16 protein-coding genes are annotated in these 19,051 nt (G+C 76.1%); 6 read left to right on the top strand and 10 right to left on the bottom strand.

All coding sequences use genetic code 11. The features are described from left to right. Positions 1-25 precede the first annotated feature (25 nt). The 6 genes from ACFQ8E_RS02585 to mtrA form a co-directional block, all read right to left on the bottom strand. Positions 26-1,279 carry a winged helix-turn-helix domain-containing protein gene (locus tag ACFQ8E_RS02585; protein WP_430548994.1) on the bottom strand — a complete coding sequence of 418 codons (1,254 nt, stop codon included), beginning with the start codon at positions 1,277-1,279 and terminating at the stop codon, positions 26-28. A gap of 268 nt (positions 1,280-1,547) precedes the next feature. Next, positions 1,548-2,210 carry a ribosome hibernation-promoting factor, HPF/YfiA family gene (hpf, locus tag ACFQ8E_RS02580; RefSeq protein ID WP_430548993.1) on the bottom strand — a complete coding sequence of 221 codons (663 nt, stop codon included), beginning with the start codon at positions 2,208-2,210 and terminating at the stop codon, positions 1,548-1,550. 192 nt (positions 2,211-2,402) lie between these two features. Then, positions 2,403-3,215 (bottom strand): ComF family protein, encoded by an 813-nt coding sequence (locus tag ACFQ8E_RS02575; protein ID WP_430548992.1) that lies wholly within the window; start codon positions 3,213-3,215, stop codon positions 2,403-2,405. Between the two features lie 157 nt (positions 3,216-3,372). After that, positions 3,373-5,121, bottom strand: coding sequence for an LpqB family beta-propeller domain-containing protein (locus ACFQ8E_RS02570; protein ID WP_430548991.1), 1,749 nt, complete (start codon positions 5,119-5,121; stop codon positions 3,373-3,375). After that, positions 5,118-6,902 (bottom strand): MtrAB system histidine kinase MtrB, encoded by a 1,785-nt coding sequence (gene mtrB / locus ACFQ8E_RS02565; RefSeq protein ID WP_430548990.1) that lies wholly within the window; start codon positions 6,900-6,902, stop codon positions 5,118-5,120. The genes ACFQ8E_RS02570 and mtrB overlap by 4 nt, the downstream gene beginning before the upstream one ends. After that, complete coding sequence (gene mtrA, locus ACFQ8E_RS02560; protein WP_429735004.1) at positions 6,889-7,569, bottom strand: MtrAB system response regulator MtrA; 681 nt, start codon at positions 7,567-7,569, stop codon at positions 6,889-6,891. The genes mtrB and mtrA overlap by 14 nt, the downstream gene beginning before the upstream one ends. Before the next feature lie 190 nt (positions 7,570-7,759). On the opposite strand from mtrA, the gene ACFQ8E_RS02555 reads away from it, so the two are divergent. The 5 genes from ACFQ8E_RS02555 to ACFQ8E_RS02535 all read left to right on the top strand — a co-directional run bounded on the left by ACFQ8E_RS02555 (position 7,760) and on the right by ACFQ8E_RS02535 (position 13,535). Beyond that, positions 7,760-9,013 carry a glycerophosphoryl diester phosphodiesterase membrane domain-containing protein gene (locus ACFQ8E_RS02555; RefSeq protein ID WP_430548989.1) on the top strand — a complete coding sequence of 418 codons (1,254 nt, stop codon included), beginning with the start codon at positions 7,760-7,762 and terminating at the stop codon, positions 9,011-9,013. Next, complete coding sequence (locus ACFQ8E_RS02550) at positions 9,010-9,705, top strand: DUF4129 domain-containing protein (protein WP_430548988.1); 696 nt, start codon at positions 9,010-9,012, stop codon at positions 9,703-9,705. The genes ACFQ8E_RS02555 and ACFQ8E_RS02550 overlap by 4 nt, the downstream gene beginning before the upstream one ends. Beyond that, positions 9,702-11,009 (top strand): DUF4350 domain-containing protein, encoded by a 1,308-nt coding sequence (locus tag ACFQ8E_RS02545; protein ID WP_430548987.1) that lies wholly within the window; start codon positions 9,702-9,704, stop codon positions 11,007-11,009. Before ACFQ8E_RS02550 ends, ACFQ8E_RS02545 begins: the two co-directional genes overlap by 4 nt. 164 nt (positions 11,010-11,173) lie before the next feature. Further along, positions 11,174-12,115: an AAA family ATPase gene (locus ACFQ8E_RS02540; RefSeq protein WP_430549039.1), complete on the top strand. Its 942-nt coding sequence runs from the start codon at positions 11,174-11,176 to the stop codon at positions 12,113-12,115. 13 nt (positions 12,116-12,128) lie between these two features. Further along, complete coding sequence (locus ACFQ8E_RS02535; protein WP_430548986.1) at positions 12,129-13,535, top strand: DUF58 domain-containing protein; 1,407 nt, start codon at positions 12,129-12,131, stop codon at positions 13,533-13,535. Positions 13,536-13,561: 26 nt separating this feature from the next. On the opposite strand, the gene ACFQ8E_RS02530 is transcribed toward ACFQ8E_RS02535, so the two are convergent. Next, entirely contained in the window at positions 13,562-14,551 is a 990-nt protein-coding gene (locus ACFQ8E_RS02530) for a stage II sporulation protein M (protein WP_430548985.1), read from the bottom strand. A gap of 42 nt (positions 14,552-14,593) precedes the next feature. On the opposite strand from ACFQ8E_RS02530, the gene ACFQ8E_RS02525 reads away from it, so the two are divergent. Next, the gene (locus tag ACFQ8E_RS02525) at positions 14,594-15,430 is read left to right on the top strand and encodes an RDD family protein (protein ID WP_430548984.1); all 837 of its coding nucleotides are present in this window, start codon (positions 14,594-14,596) and stop codon (positions 15,428-15,430) included. On the opposite strand, the gene ACFQ8E_RS02520 is transcribed toward ACFQ8E_RS02525, so the two are convergent. The 3 genes from ACFQ8E_RS02520 to ACFQ8E_RS02510 form a co-directional block, all read right to left on the bottom strand. Further along, positions 15,403-16,659 carry an acyltransferase family protein gene (locus ACFQ8E_RS02520; RefSeq protein WP_430548983.1) on the bottom strand — a complete coding sequence of 419 codons (1,257 nt, stop codon included), beginning with the start codon at positions 16,657-16,659 and terminating at the stop codon, positions 15,403-15,405. The genes ACFQ8E_RS02525 and ACFQ8E_RS02520 overlap by 28 nt on opposite strands. A 181-nt stretch (positions 16,660-16,840) precedes the next feature. Then, on the bottom strand, positions 16,841-17,509 hold the full coding sequence (locus ACFQ8E_RS02515) for a response regulator transcription factor (protein WP_430549038.1): 669 nt from the start codon (positions 17,507-17,509) through the stop codon (positions 16,841-16,843). Positions 17,510-17,538: 29 nt separating this feature from the next. Then, positions 17,539-19,011 carry a sensor histidine kinase gene (locus ACFQ8E_RS02510; protein ID WP_430548982.1) on the bottom strand — a complete coding sequence of 491 codons (1,473 nt, stop codon included), beginning with the start codon at positions 19,009-19,011 and terminating at the stop codon, positions 17,539-17,541. Between the last annotated feature and the right edge of the window lie 40 nt (positions 19,012-19,051).

Genomic DNA, 19,051 nt, shown 5'->3' with positions numbered 1-19,051 from the left:
CTACGAGCGCAGGGTGCCCGGCGCCCTATGCCGCGCGCACGGCCCCGGCCAGCGCGGGTGCGAGCTCGCCCACCGGCGCGACCGCCGTCGTCCCGAGCCCGAGCCAGCCCGCGAGCACGGCCAGCTCGGCGCCCAGCGCCGCCGCGGTGTCGGGGCCGGCGTGAGCGGTGGGGTGCACCGCCTGGACGCGCAGGACGCCCGCCTGCCGGTCGGCCTTGAGGTCGACGAACGCCGTGATCGCGTCGCCCTCGAGGAACGGCAGCACGTAGTACCCGAGCACCCGCTGCGGAGCGGGCACGTAGATCTCGATCCGGTAGAACACGTCGAAGAGCGCCTCGAGCCGCCGCCGCTCCCACACGAGCGGGTCGAACGGGCTGAGCAGGGTGCGCGCCTGTGCCCGGCGAGGCACGCGCGCGTCCCGGTGCCGGTAGGTGGGCTCGTCCCAGCCGCGCACCTCGACCGGCACGAGGACGCCGTCCTCGACCAGCTCGTCCCGGGCCCGGCGCACGGCCGGGCCGCGCAGGCGGAAGTAGTCGGCGAAGCAGCGGACCGTGCCCACGCCGTGAGCCCGCGCGCCGAGCTCCAGCAGCCGCCGCACCGCCTCGTCCGCAGGCACCGGTCCCGCCGCGCGGACCGCGGGCGGCAGCACGCGCTCCGGCAGGTCGTAGCAGCGCTCGAACGCGGTGTTGCGTCGCGCGGCCATCACCTCGCCGGTGAAGAACAGGAACTCGAGGCACCGCTTGGCCATCGTCCAGTTCCAGCCCCACTCCTCGCGGGAGCGCGGGCCGGACCGCCCCGTGGCGACCAGCTCGTCGTGGATCTCGCGGGCTGTCACCGGCCCCCGCTCGGCGACCAGCTGCCGCACCAGGTCCATCTCGGCGGCGTGGGCCAGCGGCGCCCCGGCGATGGTGCCCCAGGCCTCGTCGAGATAGTTGCGCCGCCGCCACTCGAGCAGCGGGTACGTCGTGGCCGGCACGAACGAGGCCACGTGCGCCCACGTCTCCACGATCCTGCGCGGCGCACGCCCCGCCGCCCGGTCCAGCAGCCCGACGTCGTACGGCCCGAGCCGCGAGTACAGCGGCATCAGGTGCGCCCGCGCCAGCACGTTCACGGAGTCGATCTGCAGCAGGTTCAGCTGCTCCACGGTCGCCATCGCCCGGCGCATCGTCACGCCGCCGTCGCCGCCGGGAGCAGCACCGGCCTGCCCGGGCCGGGCGCGGTGCAGCCCCTGGGCCCCGAGGGCGACGCGACGGGCCTGCGCGAGCGAGAGGGAGTCCACCCCACCATCCTGCCGACGGCCACCGACAGGGGCGAGGACGAGCCCTGGGGTTTCGACAGGCTCAACCAGCGAGGAGGGTTCCGACAGGCTCGACCACCGGGGGCCGCGAGCGGACAGACGAGAGCCGGTCGAGGCCTTCGTCGCGGGGACGTATCCCTCCCGAAGTGGAGGGCGCCCTGGCGCCCGTGAACGCGTCCCCGCGACGAAGGCCTCGACCGGCTCGCCCGCACCGTGGTCCCGACAAGCTCGACCGACGGACGGGTTCAGATCACGTCAGCTCGGTCACCGGCTCCACGCCACCGACGGTCGAGTCCAGCTCGATGACGCCGTACGTCCACCCCCGGCGGCGGTACACCGCGGACGGACGGGCCGTCTCCTTCGAGATGAAGAGGAAGAAGTCGTGCCCCACCATCTCCATCTGGTAGACGGCGTCGTCGACGGTCATCGGCTCTGCGTGGTGCAGCTTGCGCCGGATCACCACCGGGGAGTCGCCGAGCTGCTCCTCGACGGCGTCACCGGGCTCGGCGAGCGCGACGGGTGCGGTCGGCTGAGCCGCGGTCTCGGTGGCCGCGACCTCGTCGTAGGGGCGGACGTCCACGGACGGGAGGACGCCGTTGGCACGGCGGCGGTGGTCCTTGCGGCGGTCGCGCGATCGGCGCAACCGTTCGGTGAGCTTGTCCAACGCGATGTCGAGGGCACCGAACCGGTCGTCCGCCGCGGCCTCCGCGCGGATCACGGGCCCCTTGTCGTGCACGGTGAGCTCGACCCGCTCTCGGACCTCGGAGAGCCGCGGGTTGTTCTCGCGCGTCACTTCCACGTCCACCCGGCGAGCGGCCGGTGCGAGCTGGGTGACCTTGCTCAGCTTGTCCTCCACGTGCCGGCGGAACCTGTCCGCCACCTCCGTGTGCCTGCCGACGACGACGATCTCCATCGTGTTGCTCCACTTCGTCGTGAGGCCGCCCACTGCTCGAGCGACCCGAGTTGTCTGTCTGGGCACCCCGTCCGGGGCACCGTGCTCGGCACCACCTCCCGGGTCGCCGGACGTCCGTCCGGACCGCTCGTGGGTCGCACGGGCGAGCGTCCCGGACCGAGGTCTCGGGGGCGGTTCGCCCGCGTGGGACCCTCAGGCTAACCCCCTCCCGTGCGCCAGGTACACCGGGGGCGCGAGGAGGTTCCTCACGTCTTTCGTGACGGCCCCCGGAGGTGGGGTCGCGGCCAGCACGAGGGCCCCGAGGACGTCCGCCCCGACGTCCTCGAGGGCGCGTTCCGCGGCTGCGAGCGTGGAGCCGGTGGTGACCACGTCGTCGACGAGCAGGACGGCGGGACGGGCCCCGCCGGCGCGGGCGAGCGCCCGGTCGCGCGTGGCCACGGACCCGGTGAGGTTGCGCGCGCGGGCGCGAGCGCCGAGCCCTACCTGGTCGCGCCCGCGGCCGCGCCGGGTCAGCGCCGGGACGACCGTCGCGGCGAGCCCGGCGTCGCGCAGCCCGTCCGCGGCGGCACGGGCGAGGACGCGCACGTGGTCGCGTCCGCGGGCGCGCCGGGACGCCGCCGTGGAGGGTGCGCCGACGACGAGCAGGGGCCGCCCGGCGACGGCGCGCGCCGCGGTCGCGGCGACGGCGCGTGCCGCGGTCCGCACCGGGGGTCCGACGAGCCGGTCGAGGTCGGTGCGTCCACGGTCCTTCCAGGCCACGACGACCTCCCGCACCGGCCCGCCGTATGCCGCGAGCGCCCAGACCGGCAGCACGGGGACGCCGTCGAGCCGGTCCAGGCGCGGGGCCGCCGCCTCGACGCGGGCCGGCGGCCCGACGAGCAGCGCCTCGCAGGTGGGGCACCAGGGCACGTCGAGCGCGCCGCAGCCGGGGCACGACACCGGCACGACGAGGCGGCCGAGCTCGCGGAGCCACCGCACGGGCGGCGCGGTCGTCGTCGGGGGCATGTCTGCAGCGTGCCGCGCCTGCGGGACGCGGCGGGCGTGCTCGCCGCGTCCCGGGGACGACGGCGGCCTGGGGGCAGCGTCGGGCCGTCGTCGCCGCGCGGCGGTGTCGGTGTCGGTGTCGGTGTCGGTGTCGGTGTCGGCGTCGTCGGCCGGGCCGTCAGCCCGGGTAGGCGACCAGGTCGACGTCGTCGGACACCATCGACCACAGCGCGGAGCTCTGCCGCGAGTACAGGGTGCCGCCGCTGTCGATGGCGAGCATGGCCCCCGTACCGACGGACGCCGTCACGGAGCGCGGCTCCGGGACGCCGGGCTGCGCCCGGGACAGCCCGCCCTGGCCTGAGAGCCCACCGACGCCGGTGAGGAAGACCGCGTCGTCGCCGTCGGCCTCCTGGCCGATCAGGGCGAGCGCCGCCTCGTCCTGCCACACCGCCTGCGTCACCTGGCGCACGGAGGCGCCGACCTGCACGGGCGCCGAGAGTCCGGTCGGGACGTTCTCGGCGTCGCGGACCACGCCTGCCACGTGCACCAGACGACCGCTGGGGCCGGAGCTGACGATCGCGACGCGGGCGCCCTCCGGCGACACGTGCACCGACCGGATGGTCCGCGACGACAGCCAGTCGACGTCCAGCGTCCGCACCGCGCCCGACGGCATCGCCACGAGGAGGTCCGCGCCCTGCGCGCTCCACACGGCGCTGAACCGGTCGACGGAGGGCGGCGCGAGCTTCGCGCCGGACAGCAGCACGTCGGGCGCGTCGTCGCCGGTGACGCGGACGATGCGCTCCGCGCCGTCGCGCACCACGACCGGCTCGTCGCCGGGGCCGGCGGCGAGGGCCGTCGGGTCGAGGCCGTCGAGCGCGACGGGCTCGTCCGGCTCGCGCAGCTCCCGCCCGACGACACGCACGAGCGTGCCGTCGGAGACGGCGAGCGCCTCCCCCGACGTCCGGGGCGTGGAGATCGAGTCGGCCGCGCGGGTCGTGAGCGGCGTGTTCTGGTCGGAGAGGACGACGGTGCGCCCTTCGCCCTCGGCGAGCGACGCCTGCAGCTGCGCGGTCGCGAGCGCCCGCTGGTCGGCGCTGGCCTGCGAGATCGTGGACGTGAGGCTCACGTCGATGGTGCCGTCGTCGGTCACCGTCACCGCGTCGATGGCGAGCGACGTGCCCTCGGGGATGACCGTCGTCGTCGAGTCCTGCAACCACTCGGGCGGGCCGGCGAGGATCTCGCTGGTCGCGTCGGTGCGCCAGGTCTGGCGCGGGAACCACCGCATGTCGGGCACCCACCAGGCGAGGTCGGGCGTCGGGAAGTAGAGGGTCGTCGGGTGGAACGCCTGGCCGAAGAACGCGGCCGGGAGCATGAGACCGTCCTCGAGCTGGGAGATGCGCCACTCCCCGCCCGCACCGCGCGACAGACCGAAGGACACCACGAACTCGTTGGTCCGCGCCTCTTCGGTGTACATCCCGCGGTCGTCGAGCGTCGCGACCACGCGCACGGTCGCGTCGACGGTCGTCTCCGTCGCGTCCGCGGGGACGTCGGCGAGGTCCAGCTCGGGGTCCTCCTCCAGCACGAGCACGCGCGCGTACCGGTCCCAGCCCTCCCACGCCTCGTCCGTGACGTACTCCTGCGCGACGGCGAACGACGAGCTCGACGTGGGGCCGAGCTGCGCCACGCTGAGGAAGCCCTGCACCACCTGGTCCGGGCTGGCGCCGGCCGCCGGTCCGGACGCGATGTAGCCGATCTCGCTGATGTTCTCCAGCTCGGTGTCGCCGTCGCGCACCGGCCCGTTCGTGGGGATGCGCGCGCACGCGACGGTCACCGCGAGCACGGTCAGGACGGTGACGAGGGCGGCGGGCAGGCCGCCGGCCCGGCGGCGCGGGCGGCGCACCTGCCCGGGGGCGCGGGACGTCGTCATCGGACCTCCTCCTCGGCGTCCGGCCGGCCGGACGGGACGGGTGCGTGGGCGATGTCCACGCCGTCGGCGTCCACGACCCCGAGCTCGGGGATGGCGGTGGGGGTGGGGCCGGTCGGCGGGTTCACGACCGGCAGCTGACCGGTGGGCGGGGCCGTGACCCCGGTCGACGGGCCCTCGAGCGGCAGGGGCGAGCCCTGCAGGCGGATCCCGGCGCGCCGCGGCAGCGTGAGCCGGAAGCTCGCGCCCTCCCCGAGCCGCCCCCACGCCTCGAGGCGGCCCGCGTGCAGGCGCGCGTCCTCGAGGGAGATCGCGAGGCCCAGCCCGGTGCCTCCGGTGGTGCGGGCGCGGGCGGGGTCCGCGCGCCAGAAGCGGTGGAAGACGCGGTCGATGTCCTCGGGCGCGAGCCCCACGCCGTGGTCGCGCACGACGACGGCGACCGCGTCGGCGTCGACCCCGACGGTGACCTCGACCGGCTTGCCCTCGGCGTGCTCGACGGCGTTCACCACGAGGTTGCGCACGATCCGCTCGACGCGCCGCGGGTCGACGTCCGCCGTCGCGGGCTCGTCGGGGAGCGTCACCGAGAGGAAGACGTGCTTGGACTCGGCGAGCGGCATCGAGGTGTCCGCCACGGCCGCGACGACGTCGCGCAGGTCGCGCTGCTCGACGTCGAGCACGGCCGCGCCGGCGTCGAACCGGCTGATCTCGAGCAGGTCGGTGAGCAGGATCTCGAAGCGGTCGAGCTGCGTGTACAGCAGCTCGGCGGAGCGGCGGGCGGCGGGGTCGAGCTCGTCGCGGGAGGCGTGGATGACCTCGCCCGCCATCCGGATCGTCGTCAGCGGCGTGCGCAGCTCGTGCGAGACGTCGGAGACGAAGCGGCGCTGCGCGGCGGAGAGCTCCTCCATGCGCGCGATCTGGTCCTCGAGGTTCCCGGCCATCTCGTTGAACGTGCGGGTGAGGGTGGCCATCTCGTCCTGGCCCTTGGCGTCCGGGAGCCGCTCGTCCAGGTGGCCGTCGGCGAGCCGCGACGCGACCGTAGCGGCGCGGCGCACGGGCGCGACGGTCTGCCGGGTCACGACCCACGTGAGCGCGCCGAGCAGCGCGAGGATCGCGAGCGCGCCGAGCGAGAGGGTGCGCTGCACGAACGACAGCGTCTCCTGCTCGGCCTGCAGGGAGTAGATCGCGTACAGCTCGTACGTGCCGATGGACGGCACCTCGACCGTCGTCCCGACGATCACGCCCGGCTCCGGCACCTCGGTGTCGGTGAACTCGGCGGGGATCTGCACGGACTGCAGCACCTGGCCGTCCGACGCGCGGGTCGCCTCGCGCAGGTCCTCGCCGATGATGGCCTTGAGCTCCGGCTGGGTGCCCGTGTCGGCGAGCCGCTGCGGCTGGTCGGGGGTGCTGAGGAGCAGGAAGTCCTGCGCGCTGGACGCGCCCGCCGCGAGGGTGCGCACCATCTGCGTCAGGAGGAGCTGCACGTCGGAGGCCGACGTCGCGGGCGAGGTGTCGAAGGCGCTGCGGACCTGCTCGGTCATCGAGGCGTTCTCGCGCTCGATGCGGTCCACGCGCTGCTCGTACAGCCCGTCGCGGATCGAGACCGACAGGTAGAGGCCGAGCAGCGCGACCGCGACGACGCCGAGCGCGAGCGCCGAGGTCACGACCCGCAGCTGCAGGGACGACCGCCACCGCCGGACGAGGTACCGGGTCCGCGAGACCGTCCAGGCGCGCCACCGCCGCCACGTCCGGCGGACGCGGCGCGCGGCGGGCTCAGCGCGGGGCACCGGCCTTGTAGCCCACGCCGCGCACGGTCAGCACGACCGTCGGGTTCTCGGGGTCGCGCTCCACCTTGGAGCGCAGGCGCTGCACGTGCACGTTGACCAGGCGGGTGTCGGCGCTGTGCCGGTAGCCCCAGACCTTCTCGAGCAGCACCTCGCGCGTGAACACCTGCCAGGGCTTGCGGGCCAGCGCCACGAGCAGGTCGAACTCCAGCGGGGTGAGGCTGATGCGCTCGCCGTCGCGCACCACGTTGTGGCCGGTGACGTCGATCTCGACGTCGCCGATGCGCAGCCGCTCGGGGCCGGGGTCGTCGTTGCGGCGCAGCCGGGTGCGGATGCGGGCGACGAGCTCCTTGGGCTTGAACGGCTTCGTCACGTAGTCGTCGGCGCCGGACTCGAGGCCGAGCACGACGTCGACCGTGTCGGTCTTGGCGGTGAGCATGATGATCGGGACGCCGGACTCGGCGCGGATCTCGCGGGCGACCTCGATGCCGTCCTTGCCGGGCAGCATGAGGTCGAGCAGGACGAGGTCGGGCTGCTCGTCGCGGAAGGCGACGAGGGCTCCGTCGCCGTCGGCGCAGAACGTCGGCTCGAACCCCTCGGACTTCAGGACGATACCGATCATCTCGGACAGCGCAGTGTCGTCGTCGACCACCAGGACACGGGACTTCATGCACCCATTCTGCCAGGCACGGCGCAAGGTCCGGTGGAAAGCCGCATGAGCGAGCGGGCGCGCCGTACTAGGGTCGGGGCGACCGGCGTCACACCCGGTCCTCCAGCACTCCACCAGCACAGCCCCGACAGTCCCGTCCGCCGACGCCGCGTCGGCACGACCCGACCGCCCTGCAGCCCGGGAGGCCGCGATGAGCACGCCCGACCAGCCCCAGCCGCCCTCCGGCTGGGGCGACGCCCCCGAGCCGCCCCGCTACGGCCAGCGCGCGCCCGAGGGCGCCCCGCAGCCGCCCGCCTACGGGCAGGGCGGGCAGCAGTACGGGCAGGGCCAGTACGGCCAGCAGTACGGGCAGGGCCAGTACGGGCAGCAGTACGGGCAGGCTCAGTACGGGCAGCAGTACGGCCCGCGGCCGCCGAGCGCCCCGGCGGCGACGAAGCCCGGCATCGTGCCGCTGCGCCCGCTGTCGCTCGGCGAGATCTACGACGGCGCGTTCACCGCGATCCGCCACAACCCGAAGGTGATGCTCGGCGCCGCCACGCTCGTGATCCTCGTGGCGACCGTCCTCGGCGTGCTGATCGCGCAGCTCATCGTGCCGACGTTCTCGTCGTCGTTCTCGTCGCTGACCGAGGCCGACCCGGAGCTCGCCGAGCTCGGGTTCGACAACCTCGTCGCGCAGTCCCTCGCGTCGTCCCTCGGCATGAGCGTGACCCTGCTGCTCGCCCAGCCCGTGGTGGAGGGCATCCTCACCGTCTCGGTGAGCCAGTCGGTCATCGGCCGCAAGCTGAGCCTCGGCGAGGTCTGGGAGCGGCTGCGCGGGCGCGTCGGCCGCCTCATCGGCTGGGCCCTGCTGCGCTCGCTCGCCGGCGCCGTCGGGACGTTCGTCTGGTTCTTCGTCCTGGTCCTGCTCGTCGCCCTCGTGAGCGAGCAGTCCACCGGGGCCGCCATCGGCCTCGGGCTCCTGCTCGGCGCCGGGTTCGTCGTCCTCCTCGTGTGGCTGGGGGTGCGGCTCGGGCTCGTCGCGCCCGCGCTGGCGCTGGAGGGTCAGGGCCTGGGGAGCACGATCGCGCGCGCCTGGCGGCTGACGCGCGGGTCCTTCTGGCGCCTGTTCGGCATCTACCTGCTCGCGATGATCATCGTGAGCGCCGCCGCGTACATCATCACGATCCCCCTCAGCTTCGTCGCCGGCATGATCGGCGGCACCGGCGGGAGCACGGAGGCGTTCACCACGGCCACGGTCGTCGCGACCGTGCTGTCGTCGGTCATCTCGGCCGCGATCACCACGATCTTCGTGGCCTCGGTCGTCGCGCTGCTCTACATCGACGTGCGGATGCGCCGCGAGGGCCTGGACGTGCAGCTCGCCGCCGCGGCGCAGGCGTCCGACGGCGGGCGGCCGGGTGGCGAGCCCGGCGCCCGGCCCGGTCCGCCGCCCGGCATGCTCGCGTGAGCGGCGCGTCGGCGGTGGTGCACGGGGTCGTGACGACCCTGGTGGCCCACGTGCCCGCCGGCGTGCCCGTGGACCCCGACCGGGAGACGGCGCACCGCTGGCTCCTGGAGGAGCTGTCGCGACCTGAGTACTCCACGGAGCCGTCGCTCCTGGAGCGCCTGCTCACCTGGCTCGGCGACCTGTTCGACGGCCTGACCCTCGGCGAGGGGCGGTTCCCGCTCGCGTTCGTGGTCGTCGTGGTCCTGGTGCTCGTCGCCGCGCTCGCCTGGTGGGTGGCCGGTCCCGTGCGCCTCGCGCGCCGCCGGCGCCGCTCCGTCGTCGTGCTCGACGGCGACGAGCGCACCGCGGCCGAGCTGCGGGCGTCCGCCGACGCCGCGGCGGCCCGCGGCGACTGGTCCGGGGCCGTGCTGGACCGCTTCCGCGCGCTCGTGCGCTCCCTGGAGGAGCGCGTGGTGCTGGACGACCGCCCGGGCCGGACGGCGCAGGAGGCCGCGCACGACGCCGCCGCCCGGCTGCCCGCCGTCGCCGCCGAGCTGCACGACGCGGCCCGTCTGTTCGACGACGTCTGTTACGGCACGCTCCCCGCCGGACCGGACGACGACCGGCGCCTGCGCGACCTCGACGAGCGGGTGCGCGGGCTGCGGCCCGAGCCCCTCGCGGTCGCCGCGCCCGGCGGGGTGGGGGCGCCGTGACGGCTCCGACGCAGACCACGCCGGGCCCGACCCAGCGCCGGTCCCAGGGCACGGTCCAGGGCACGGTCCAGGCCGCGACGGCGGGTGCCGGCTCGCCGGACGCCGTGCTCTCGCCGGTCGTGACGGGTGACGGCACCACCGGCCGCGGCCGCACCGCCGACCGCTGGCGCCGGGCCCGCTGGACGCTGCTGGTGCTCGGGGTGCTCGCGCTCGTGGTGGCCGTGCTCGCCGTGCAGCGCCCGGTCACCTCCGCCACCCCGTACGCCCCCGACAACGCGCAGCCGAACGGCGCCCGCGCCGTCGCGCAAGTGCTGGGGCGGCAAGGGGTCGAGGTCCGCCACGTCACCCGCGTCGCGGACGCCGTCGCGGCGGCCGGCGCGGGCACCACGCTGCTCGTGACGCCCGGGAGCCTGCTGCTGCCCGAGCAGGTCGATGCCCTGGCGGGCGTCGACGCGGACCTGGTGCTGCTCGGCGCCGACGACGAGCTGGTGCGCGCGGCCACCGACGGCTCCGTGAGCCGCACGCCCGGGGTCGCAGCCCCGGCATTCGCCGTCGAGCCGTCGTGCGACCTGCCGCTCGCCACGCGCGCCGGCGCGCTGGCTCTCGCGCCGGGCCTGCGGGCCGAGCCCGGGTCCACCGACGTGACGCTGTGCTGGCCGGTCGACGGGTCGGCGGCGCTGGCGCGCGTCGAGCTGCCCGGGTCCGCGGGCGGACGGTTCGTGACCGCTGTCGACGACCCGTCCTTCGTCACCAACGGCACCGTGCTGGACGACGGCGACGCGGCACTCGCGCTCGGCCTGCTCGGCGCGCAGGAGACGCTCGTGTGGCTGGTGCCCGACCCGCTCGACACGAGCTCGACCGGCGAGGCCGGCGCGCCGTCCGCCGGCGCCGGGATCCTGCCGCCCTGGGCGGGCGTCGTCGGTCTCTGGGCGCTGCTGGTCGTGCTCGTCGCCGCCGTGTGGCGGGGGCGCCGGCTGGGCCCGCTGGTCGCGGAGGAGCTGCCCGTCGTGGTGCGCGCCGCCGAGACCACCCGCGGCCGCGGCCGCCTCTACCGGCGGGCCAGGTCCCGTGGCCACGCCGCCGCGGGTCTGCGCGCCGCCACCGCCGAGACCGTCGCGCGCCGCCTGGGCGTGCCCCGGTCCGCCGACGCCACGGCGCTCACCGACGCCGTCGCCCGCGCCAGCGGCCGGTCCGACCACGACGTGGCCGACCTCCTGTACGGCCCACCACCCCACGACGACGACGCGCTCACCGAGCTCGCGCGTCGGCTCGACACCCTGGAGAGCGAGGTCCACCGATCGTGACGACCCCCGACGAGAACCCGCAGGGCACACCGCCCGCGGCCCCTGTCGAGACCACTGCGTCGACCACCACGTCGACCACCGCGTCGACCCCCACCCCGGGCGACCCCGCGCCCCCGCAGGCGCCCCCGGCCCCGGAGCCCGCCGCCGGCTCCCCCTCTCGCGAGCTGCGCGGCGCGCTCGCCGGGGTGCGCAGCGAGGTCGGCAAGGCGGTCGTGGGCCAGGACTCCGCGGTGACGAGCCTGCTCATCGCGCTGCTCTGCTCCGGCCACGTGCTGCTCGAGGGCGTGCCCGGGGTCGCGAAGACGCTGCTGGTGCGGGCGCTCGGCGCGTCGCTCGACCTGTCGACGAAGCGCGTGCAGTTCACGCCCGACCTCATGCCCGGCGACGTCACCGGCTCCCTGGTCTACGACGCGCGCACGGCCGAGTTCTCGTTCCGCGAGGGGCCGGTCTTCACGAACCTGCTGCTCGCGGACGAGATCAACCGCACGCCCCCGAAGACGCAGGCGTCCCTGCTCGAGGCGATGGAGGAGCGGCAGGTGTCCGTCGACGGCACGCCGCGCCCCCTGCCGGACCCGTTCGTCGTCATCGCCACGCAGAACCCGGTGGAGCACGAGGGCACGTACCCGCTGCCGGAGGCGCAGCTCGACCGCTTCCTGCTCAAGGTGGTGCTCCCCGTCCCGGAGCGCGAGCAGGAGATCGAGGTCCTGGCCCGGCACGCCGCCGGGTTCGACCCGCGCGACCTGGGCGCCGCGGGCGTCCGGGCGGTCGCGGGCACCGAGCAGCTCGCCGCCGCGCGCGCCGAGGTGCGGCAGGTCCAGGTGGCGCCCGAGGTGCTCGGCTACGCCGTGGACCTGTGCCGCGCCACCCGCCGCTCCCCCTCGCTCTCGCTCGGCGTATCGCCGCGTGGCGCGACCGCGCTGCTCGCGACGTCGCGCGCCTGGGCCTGGCTGTCCGGGCGCTCGTACGTGACGCCCGACGACGTGAAGGCGCTCGCGCACCCGACGCTGCGGCACCGCGTCCAGCTGCGGCCCGAGGCGGAGCTCGAGGGCGTCACGGCCGAGAGCGTGCTGACGACCGTGCTCGCGACCGTCCCCGTCCCGCGCTGACCGGCACCCGGACATGGCGCTGACGTGGCGCGCCGTCGTGCTGGCGGCGCTCGGGGTGATCCCGGTGGTCCTGTTCCCCGTGCCGGGGACGGTCGTGGTGTGGGGGCTGGTCGTGGCGGCCGTGTGCGCCGTCGACGTCGCCCTCGCCGCGTCCCCGCGCGCGGTCGCGCTCCAGCGCCGGACGCCCCGCTCGGTGCGGCTGGGCACCACGGCCCGCTCGGAGCTGGTGGTCACCAACACCGCACGGCGCCGGCTGCGCGCCGTCGTGCGCGACGCCTGGCCGCCGTCGCTCGTGCCGGACGCGAGCGTGCGCACGGACGGCGCGGGGGCCGGCGAGCCGCTGGTGGCCCGCTCCGCACGGCACGACGTCGACCTGCCGCCCGGCGAGTCCGCGCGCGTGCGCACCCCGCTGCGGCCGACCCGGCGCGGCGACCGCGTCGCCGGGCCCGTGACGGTCCGTTCGTACGGGCCACTGCGCGTCGCCGCCCGCCAGGCGTCGATCCCGGTGCCGGCCCGGCTGCGCGTGCTCCCCGAGTTCGCCAGCCGGAGGCACCTGCCGTCGCGGCTCGCGCGGCTGCGCGAGATGGACGGGCGGGCCGCCGTGCAGGTGCGTGGCGAGGGCACCGAGTTCGACTCGCTGCGCGAGTACGTGGTGGGCGACGACGTGCGCTCGATCGACTGGCGCGCCACCGCCCGTCGCGGCGACGTCGTCGTACGCACGTGGCGGCCCGAGCGCGACCGGCGCGTGGTGATCGTGCTCGACACCGGCCGCACGTCCGCCGCGCGGATCGGCACCGCCGCCGCGAGCGACACCGAGCAGGCGCCCGAGGGCGCCGCCGACGCGCCGTCGTCGCTCGGCGGCACCCGGCTGGAGGCCGGCATCGAGGCTGCCCTGCTGCTCGGTGCGCTCGCCGACCGCGCCGGCGACCGCGTCCAGGTGCTGGCGTACGACCGGGCGCTGCGCGCGCGGGTCGCGGGCGCGTCGGGCCCGCGGCTGCTGCCCGCGCTGGCGGAGTCCCTGTCGACCGTCGAGCCCGCCCTGCTGGAGACCGACTGGCCCGGCCTCGTCGGGCAGGTGCGCCAGCGGGTCTCGCAGCGCTCGCTCGTCGTGCTGCTGACGTCGCTCGACCCGGCGGCCGTCGAGACGGGTCTGCTGCCGGTGATCGACCGGCTCTCCGGCACCCACCAGGTGGTCGTCGCCGCCGTCGCCGACGCGGACGCCGCCCGGCTGCGCTCCGACCGGTCGTCCGTAGCCGCGGTCTACGACGCCGCCGCGGCCGCGCGCGCCGACCTCGAGCGTGCCGCCGTCCAGGCCGTGCTGCGCCAGCACGGCGCCGAGGTCGTCGAGGCGCTCCCGGACGACCTCGCGCCCCGGCTCGCCGACACCTACCTCGCGCTCAAGGCCGCCGGCCGGCTCTGACCCGACCGGTGCCGGGCGGGCGGCCGTCAGCCGACCGTGGGCACGACCTCGCCGGCGCGGTCGGCGTCCAGGTCGCCGGTGAGCCCGGCCGCCGTGGCACGGCGGCCCAGCACGACGACGTAGACCCAGAAACCCGCGAGCGCGATCGCGCCGATGACGATCTTGAGCCACCAGGGCAACGTCGAGCCCGTCACGTACCCCTCGATCAGCCCGGACACCGCGAGCGCGCCCGCGAGCCCGATCGCGACGGTGACGAGCGCACGACCCTCCTGCGCCAGCGCGACGGTGCGCGGCCGCGGGCCGGGCGACACGGCCGTCCAGAAGAGCTTGAGGCCCGCGGCGCCGGCGACGAACACCGCGGTGAGCTCGAGCAGCCCGTGCGGCGCGATGAGCTGCAGGAAGACGTCCAGCTCGTCGTAGGCCGCCATCATGCCGCCGGTGGCGCCCACCCCCACCGCGTTCTGGACCAGCACGAAGGCCGGCCAGACCCCGGTGATGCCGAGGCCCACGCACTGCGCGGCGATCCACGCGTTGTTCGTCCAGACCATGGCGGCGAAGGACGCCCCCGGGTCGTAGTACGACGCGAACGCCTCGTTCACGTACGCCTCGCGCTCGGCGGGCGTGCCCATCTGCGCCAGCACGTCCGGGTCCGTGGCGACGCGGTACCCGGCGACCACGGCGAGCGCGAGGCACACCACGACGACGCCGAGCGTCCACCAGCGCACCCGGTACAGCGCCGCGGGCACCGTCACCGCCACGAACCGGACGACGTCGGCCCAGGCCGGCTCGTGCGTGCCCGTGACGCGCACCCGGGCGCGGCTCAGGAGGTCCGAGAGCCGGGTGACGAGCACGGGGTCGGGCGCGGCCGACCGCACCGTGGACAGATGCGTCGCGACCGCCTGGTAGAGCCGCACCAGCTCGTCGGCCTCCGCGCCGTCGAGCCGCCGCTTGCGGGTGAGGACGCGCAGGCGCTCCCACTGCGGGCTGTGCACGGCGGTGAAGGCGTCGAGGTCCACGGCCGCTAGCCTTCCACACGGGAGACGTCGCACGAGCGGGGGATGCACATGTCAGTCGGGATCCACGACGGGATCGTCATCGGCGAGGGCGTGGTGCTCGACGCGCGGCCGGCGTCGTTCGTCAGCCGCGCGCTCGCGGCGCTGCTCGACCTCGCGGCGCTCGCGATCGTCGGGATCGCGCTGCTGATCGTGGTCGCCCTGCAGGACGTGTCGATCGACGAGCAGTGGGCCCGGGTGGCCGGCGTCGTGGTGGCGGTGCTCGTGATGGTCGTGGTGCCGACGACGGTCGAGACGCTGAGCCGTGGCCGCTCGCTGGGCAAGCTGATCACCGGCCTGCGCGTGGTGCGCGACGACGGCGGCCCGGTGCGCTTCCGCCATGCCTTCGTGCGGGCGCTGGTGGGCATCGGCGAGCTGTGGCTGACGGTCGGCAGCGTGGCGCTGGTCGCGTCGCTGTCCAACTCCCGCGGCAAGCGGCTCGGCGACCTGCTGGCCGGCACCTACGTCATCCGCGTGCGGGGCGGGCGCGCCCGCACCGTCCCGCTCGCCATGCCGCCGGAGCTGGCCGCCTGGGCCCGCACGGCCGACATCCGGCGGCTGCCCGACGGGCTCGCCCTCGCGGCCCGGCAGCTCCTCGACCGCGCGCCCCGCCTCGCGCCGGCGTCGCGCGCGGGCCTCGCCGACGACCTCGCCGGGCGCGTCGAGCCGTTCGTCGCCCCCGGTCCGCCGCCCGGTACGCCGCCCGAGGCGTTCCTGCACGCCGTCCTGCACGAGCGCCGCGAGCGGGAGCTGGAGCGCGGGACGGCCGAGCAGGAGCGGGCCGAGGCCCGCGCCGCCACCCTGCACCGCCTGCCCTACGCCGTCCCCGACCCGCCCCGCTGACCCCGCCCGCTCACGGCGTCCCGGCGGCGGTCCTCGAAGCGGCCGAAGACGCGCACCAGGCCGAGCAGCACCAGCAGGTACGCCGCGAACCACACCGGGCGGGACGCCCACCAGTCCGCGCCCCACGCGACCGGCAGCTCCTGCCCGAGCCCGAGGAGCGCGACCCCGACGACGGCGAACATCGCGGTGAGGTGCCACAGGTAGACGGTCATCGACCGGCGGGCCAGCGCGCCGACGGCCCGCGCGCCCGCCCCGGTCGCGGCGCGCCGCACGAGCGCGGCGCGGAACAGGAGCACCAGGCAGACCTGCGCGACGGCGTGCGCGACGACGGGCGCCGTGGGCGGGCCGAGGTTGGAGATCTCGTCCCCTGGCATCCCGACGAGGCTGAGCGGGTACGGCCCCGCCGCCACGAGCACGACCGTCGCGGCGACGGCCGCGAGGGCGCCGGCGGCCAGGGCCAGCCGGACACCGCGACGGGTCAGCGGTCCGGCGGCCGGGTCGGGCACCGGCCGGCGCGGGGCGCTGCGCTCGGCGGCGTAGGCGATCCCGGCCAGGAACGGCGCGGCCCACGCGAGCAGCACGTTGGCCCAGGCCAGCCCACCGGTGAGCTCGCCGGGGAGCCCGAACCGCAGCGCGTCGAGGGTCAGCGGCAGCGCCACGGCGACGACGAGGGCGCCCCACCGCCAGCGCTGCCAGGCCGCGCGGAGCAGAGGGGTGAGCGCCATGAGCACCACCCACACCCCGAGGAACCACAGCAGCTGCGGCGCCATCCGCGCCATCCGCCACACCGCGTCGTCGGGCACCCCGACGGCGAGGAGCGCGGCGACCGCGAGCGCCCACGCGCCGACGAACGCCCCGACGGGCCGGGCCGTCGCCCGCAGCCGGGCGAGGACGGTCCCGCCCCAGCCGCGACCCCCGACGGTCGTGGCGGAGCGCTGGTACCCGGCGGAGGCGCCGGCCGCGAAGAACAGCAGGGCCAAGGGCTGCAGCCAGGTGACGAGCCAGCCGGCGCCGTGGCCGAGCGCGTTGCCGACGAGGAGCGTCCGCCCGTCCCACGTGGCCTCCGCCATCAGCCAGTGCAGCAGCACCACCCCGAGGGTGCCGAGCGCCCGGACGACGTCGACGAACGGGTCCCGCGCCCGCCGCGGCCGTGCCGCCGGGGCGACAGGACGGGGTCGTGCGAGCGGTGCGGTCGGGACCGGTGGTGCGGGGGCGTCGAGGACGGCCACGATGGCTCCTGAGGCTGGGCGACGAGGACCCTTCCAGCCTCGTGACCTGCGACGTCGTCCGACATGGGCCTGGCCCCCTCGCCGCCCGCCGTCTCCCCCGTGCCGGTCCGGGGGACATCCCCCGTCGACCTGTCAGGAGGCGCGCCGGACATACCACGCGCAGGCTCTGACAGGTCGGGGGTCAGGCGTCGACGCCCAGGTAGCGCAGGACGGCGCGCACGCGCCGGTGGTCGGCGGAGTCCTGCGGCAGGTCGAGCTTGGTGAAGATGGCGGCCACGTTCTTCTCCACCGCCCCGTACGACAGGTACAGCTGCTCGGCGATGGCGCCGTTGGAGCGGCCCTGCGCCATGAGCTCCAGGACCTCCTTCTCGCGCGGCGTCAGGCGGCCGACGCCGTCCTCCGGCGAGCGGTGCGCGCCCATGAGCTGCCGCACCACCTCCGGGTCGAGCACCGTCTCCCCCGCCGCGACCCGGCCGAGGGCGGCGACGAAGTCCCCGACGTCGGCGACGCGGTCCTTCAGCAGGTAGCCGACGCCGCGCGGGTCGCCCTCGAGCAGCCGGGACGCGTAGCGCGTCTCGACCCACTGGGAGAACACCAGCACCGGCAGGCCGGGGTGCGCGGCGCGCAGCGCCTCGGCCGCGCGCAGCCCCTCGTCGGTGTGCGACGGCGGCATGCGGATGTCGGCGACGAGCACGTCGGGCAGCGCATCGGCGGCTGCAAGGGTCGTGACCTCGCGGACGAGGGCGTCGCCGTCCGGCACCGCCGCGACGACGTCGTGCCCACGGCGCGACAGGAGGGCGACGAGCCCGTCGCGCAGGATGGCGGAGTCCTCCGCGACCACGACGCGCAGCGGGCTCGGGCCGGTCGGCGCGCCGGGCGTCATCGGCGGGACCCGGGGGCGGGCAGCGGGATCGTCACGGTGATCACCGTAGGCCCTCCCGCCGGGCTGACCACCCGGAGCGTCCCGTCGACCCCCGACAACCGGTCCGTGAGCCCCGCGAGGCCGCTGCCCCTGCCGGAGGCGTCGGGCGCGCGCACCGCCGCGCCGCCCACGCCGTCGTCGTGCACGCGCAGCACGAGCGCACGCACGGCCGCCCCGGTCGCGGCGTCCGCGATCGGCTCCACGCCCGCCACGACGTCGACCCCGGTCGCCCGGGCGTGCTTCGTCGCGTTGGCGACCAGCTCCGCGACCGCGAAGTAGGAGATGGCGGTGACGCTGGGCGGGAGGTCCGCGCCGTCCAGCCCGACGGCGTGCACCCGCACCGGCAGCGCGGCCCGCGCGGCGAGCGTCTCGAGGGCGACGGCGAGGCCGGCGTCCAGCGCGGGCGGACGGATGCCGCGGGCGAGCTCGCGCAGCTCGGCGAGCGTGTCCTTCGTGCTCGAGTGGGCGGTCTCCAGGACGGCGGCGAGCTCCGCCGTGTCGACGCCGTCGGTGCCGTCGCGCAGCAGCTCGCGCGCCTCGCCGATCTGCATGGCGACGGCGACGAGGTGCGCCTGGGTGCCGTCGTGCAGGTCGCGCTCGATGCGGCGCAGGCGCTCGTCGGCGTCCTCGACGGTGACGGCGCGGGCCCGCTCGGCGTACGCCACGCGCAGGCTGGCGCGCGTGGGGCTGAGCAGGCCCTCCGCCAGGAGCCGGAAGAGGCCGACGAACATCGACTGCACCTGCGGCCACAGGTACAGCAGGATCACGCCGACCGCGACGAGCAGGAGCTGGCGGGCCGGGGTGTCGACGAACCAGTCCGTGCCGAAGGAGGCGCCGCGGTGCATCGTGCCGTCGCCCGCCTGCTGCAGCGGCAGCCAGCGCGACCAGAACCAGTGGGTCATCCCGCCGAGCGCCACGGCGAGGAACACCGTGCTCACGACGAACGACGCGATCGCCAGCGGGAACGTCACCGCCATGTACAGCAGCGCCCGCCACGCGGTCGCGTCGCCGAGCATCCCGCCCAGGCGCCGCCAGAAGCCCTTGCGCGGGGTGCGGGGCGCCGGCTCGGCGATCTCGACGCCCAGGTAGCGGACCGCCATCCGGCGGTACGTCGAGCCCCAGCCGCGCGCGCCGAGCAGCACGCCGCCGGCGACGAACAGGCCCACGACGGTGACCGCCACCCCCGCCATGAACGAGACGGTGAAGATCGCGTACGTGAACGCGAACGGCGCCAGCAGCAGGGAGAGCCACAGGAAGCCGTAGGCACGCCAGGTCCGGCCGTCGAACGGGGCGAGGAGGAACGGCGGCGCCCCGTCCGTCGTCGCCCGCGGGGACGCCGCCGGACGCTCTGCGGGCTGCGTGGACGACGGCGAGGTCGGCGGGTTCGCGGGCGGCGGCACCGGGCCGTCGGTGGACGTCATGCTGGTCATGCTTCCAGGCTGCCGCCCCGGTCGCCGAGCCGACATCCGG

The organism is Isoptericola sp. NPDC056573 (assembly GCF_042793335.1).
GTDB lineage: Bacteria > Actinomycetota > Actinomycetes > Actinomycetales > Cellulomonadaceae > Isoptericola.
Note: the sequence above shows the minus strand (reverse complement) of the source record. Positions and strands in the feature narration are given on the sequence as shown.

Coding starts and splice junctions, on each gene's coding strand:
- ACFQ8E_RS02555 (WP_430548989.1), top strand. CDS start 7,760: ATGAGCACGCCCGACCAGCCCCAGCCGCCCTCCGGCTGGGGCGACGCC.
- ACFQ8E_RS02575 (WP_430548992.1), bottom strand. CDS start 3,215: ATGCCCCCGACGACGACCGCGCCGCCCGTGCGGTGGCTCCGCGAGCTC.
- ACFQ8E_RS02535 (WP_430548986.1), top strand. CDS start 12,129: ATGGCGCTGACGTGGCGCGCCGTCGTGCTGGCGGCGCTCGGGGTGATC.
- mtrA (WP_429735004.1), bottom strand. CDS start 7,569: ATGAAGTCCCGTGTCCTGGTGGTCGACGACGACACTGCGCTGTCCGAG.
- ACFQ8E_RS02570 (WP_430548991.1), bottom strand. CDS start 5,121: ATGACGACGTCCCGCGCCCCCGGGCAGGTGCGCCGCCCGCGCCGCCGG.
- ACFQ8E_RS02510 (WP_430548982.1), bottom strand. CDS start 19,011: ATGACCAGCATGACGTCCACCGACGGCCCGGTGCCGCCGCCCGCGAAC.
- hpf (WP_430548993.1), bottom strand. CDS start 2,210: ATGGAGATCGTCGTCGTCGGCAGGCACACGGAGGTGGCGGACAGGTTC.
- ACFQ8E_RS02525 (WP_430548984.1), top strand. CDS start 14,594: ATGCACATGTCAGTCGGGATCCACGACGGGATCGTCATCGGCGAGGGC.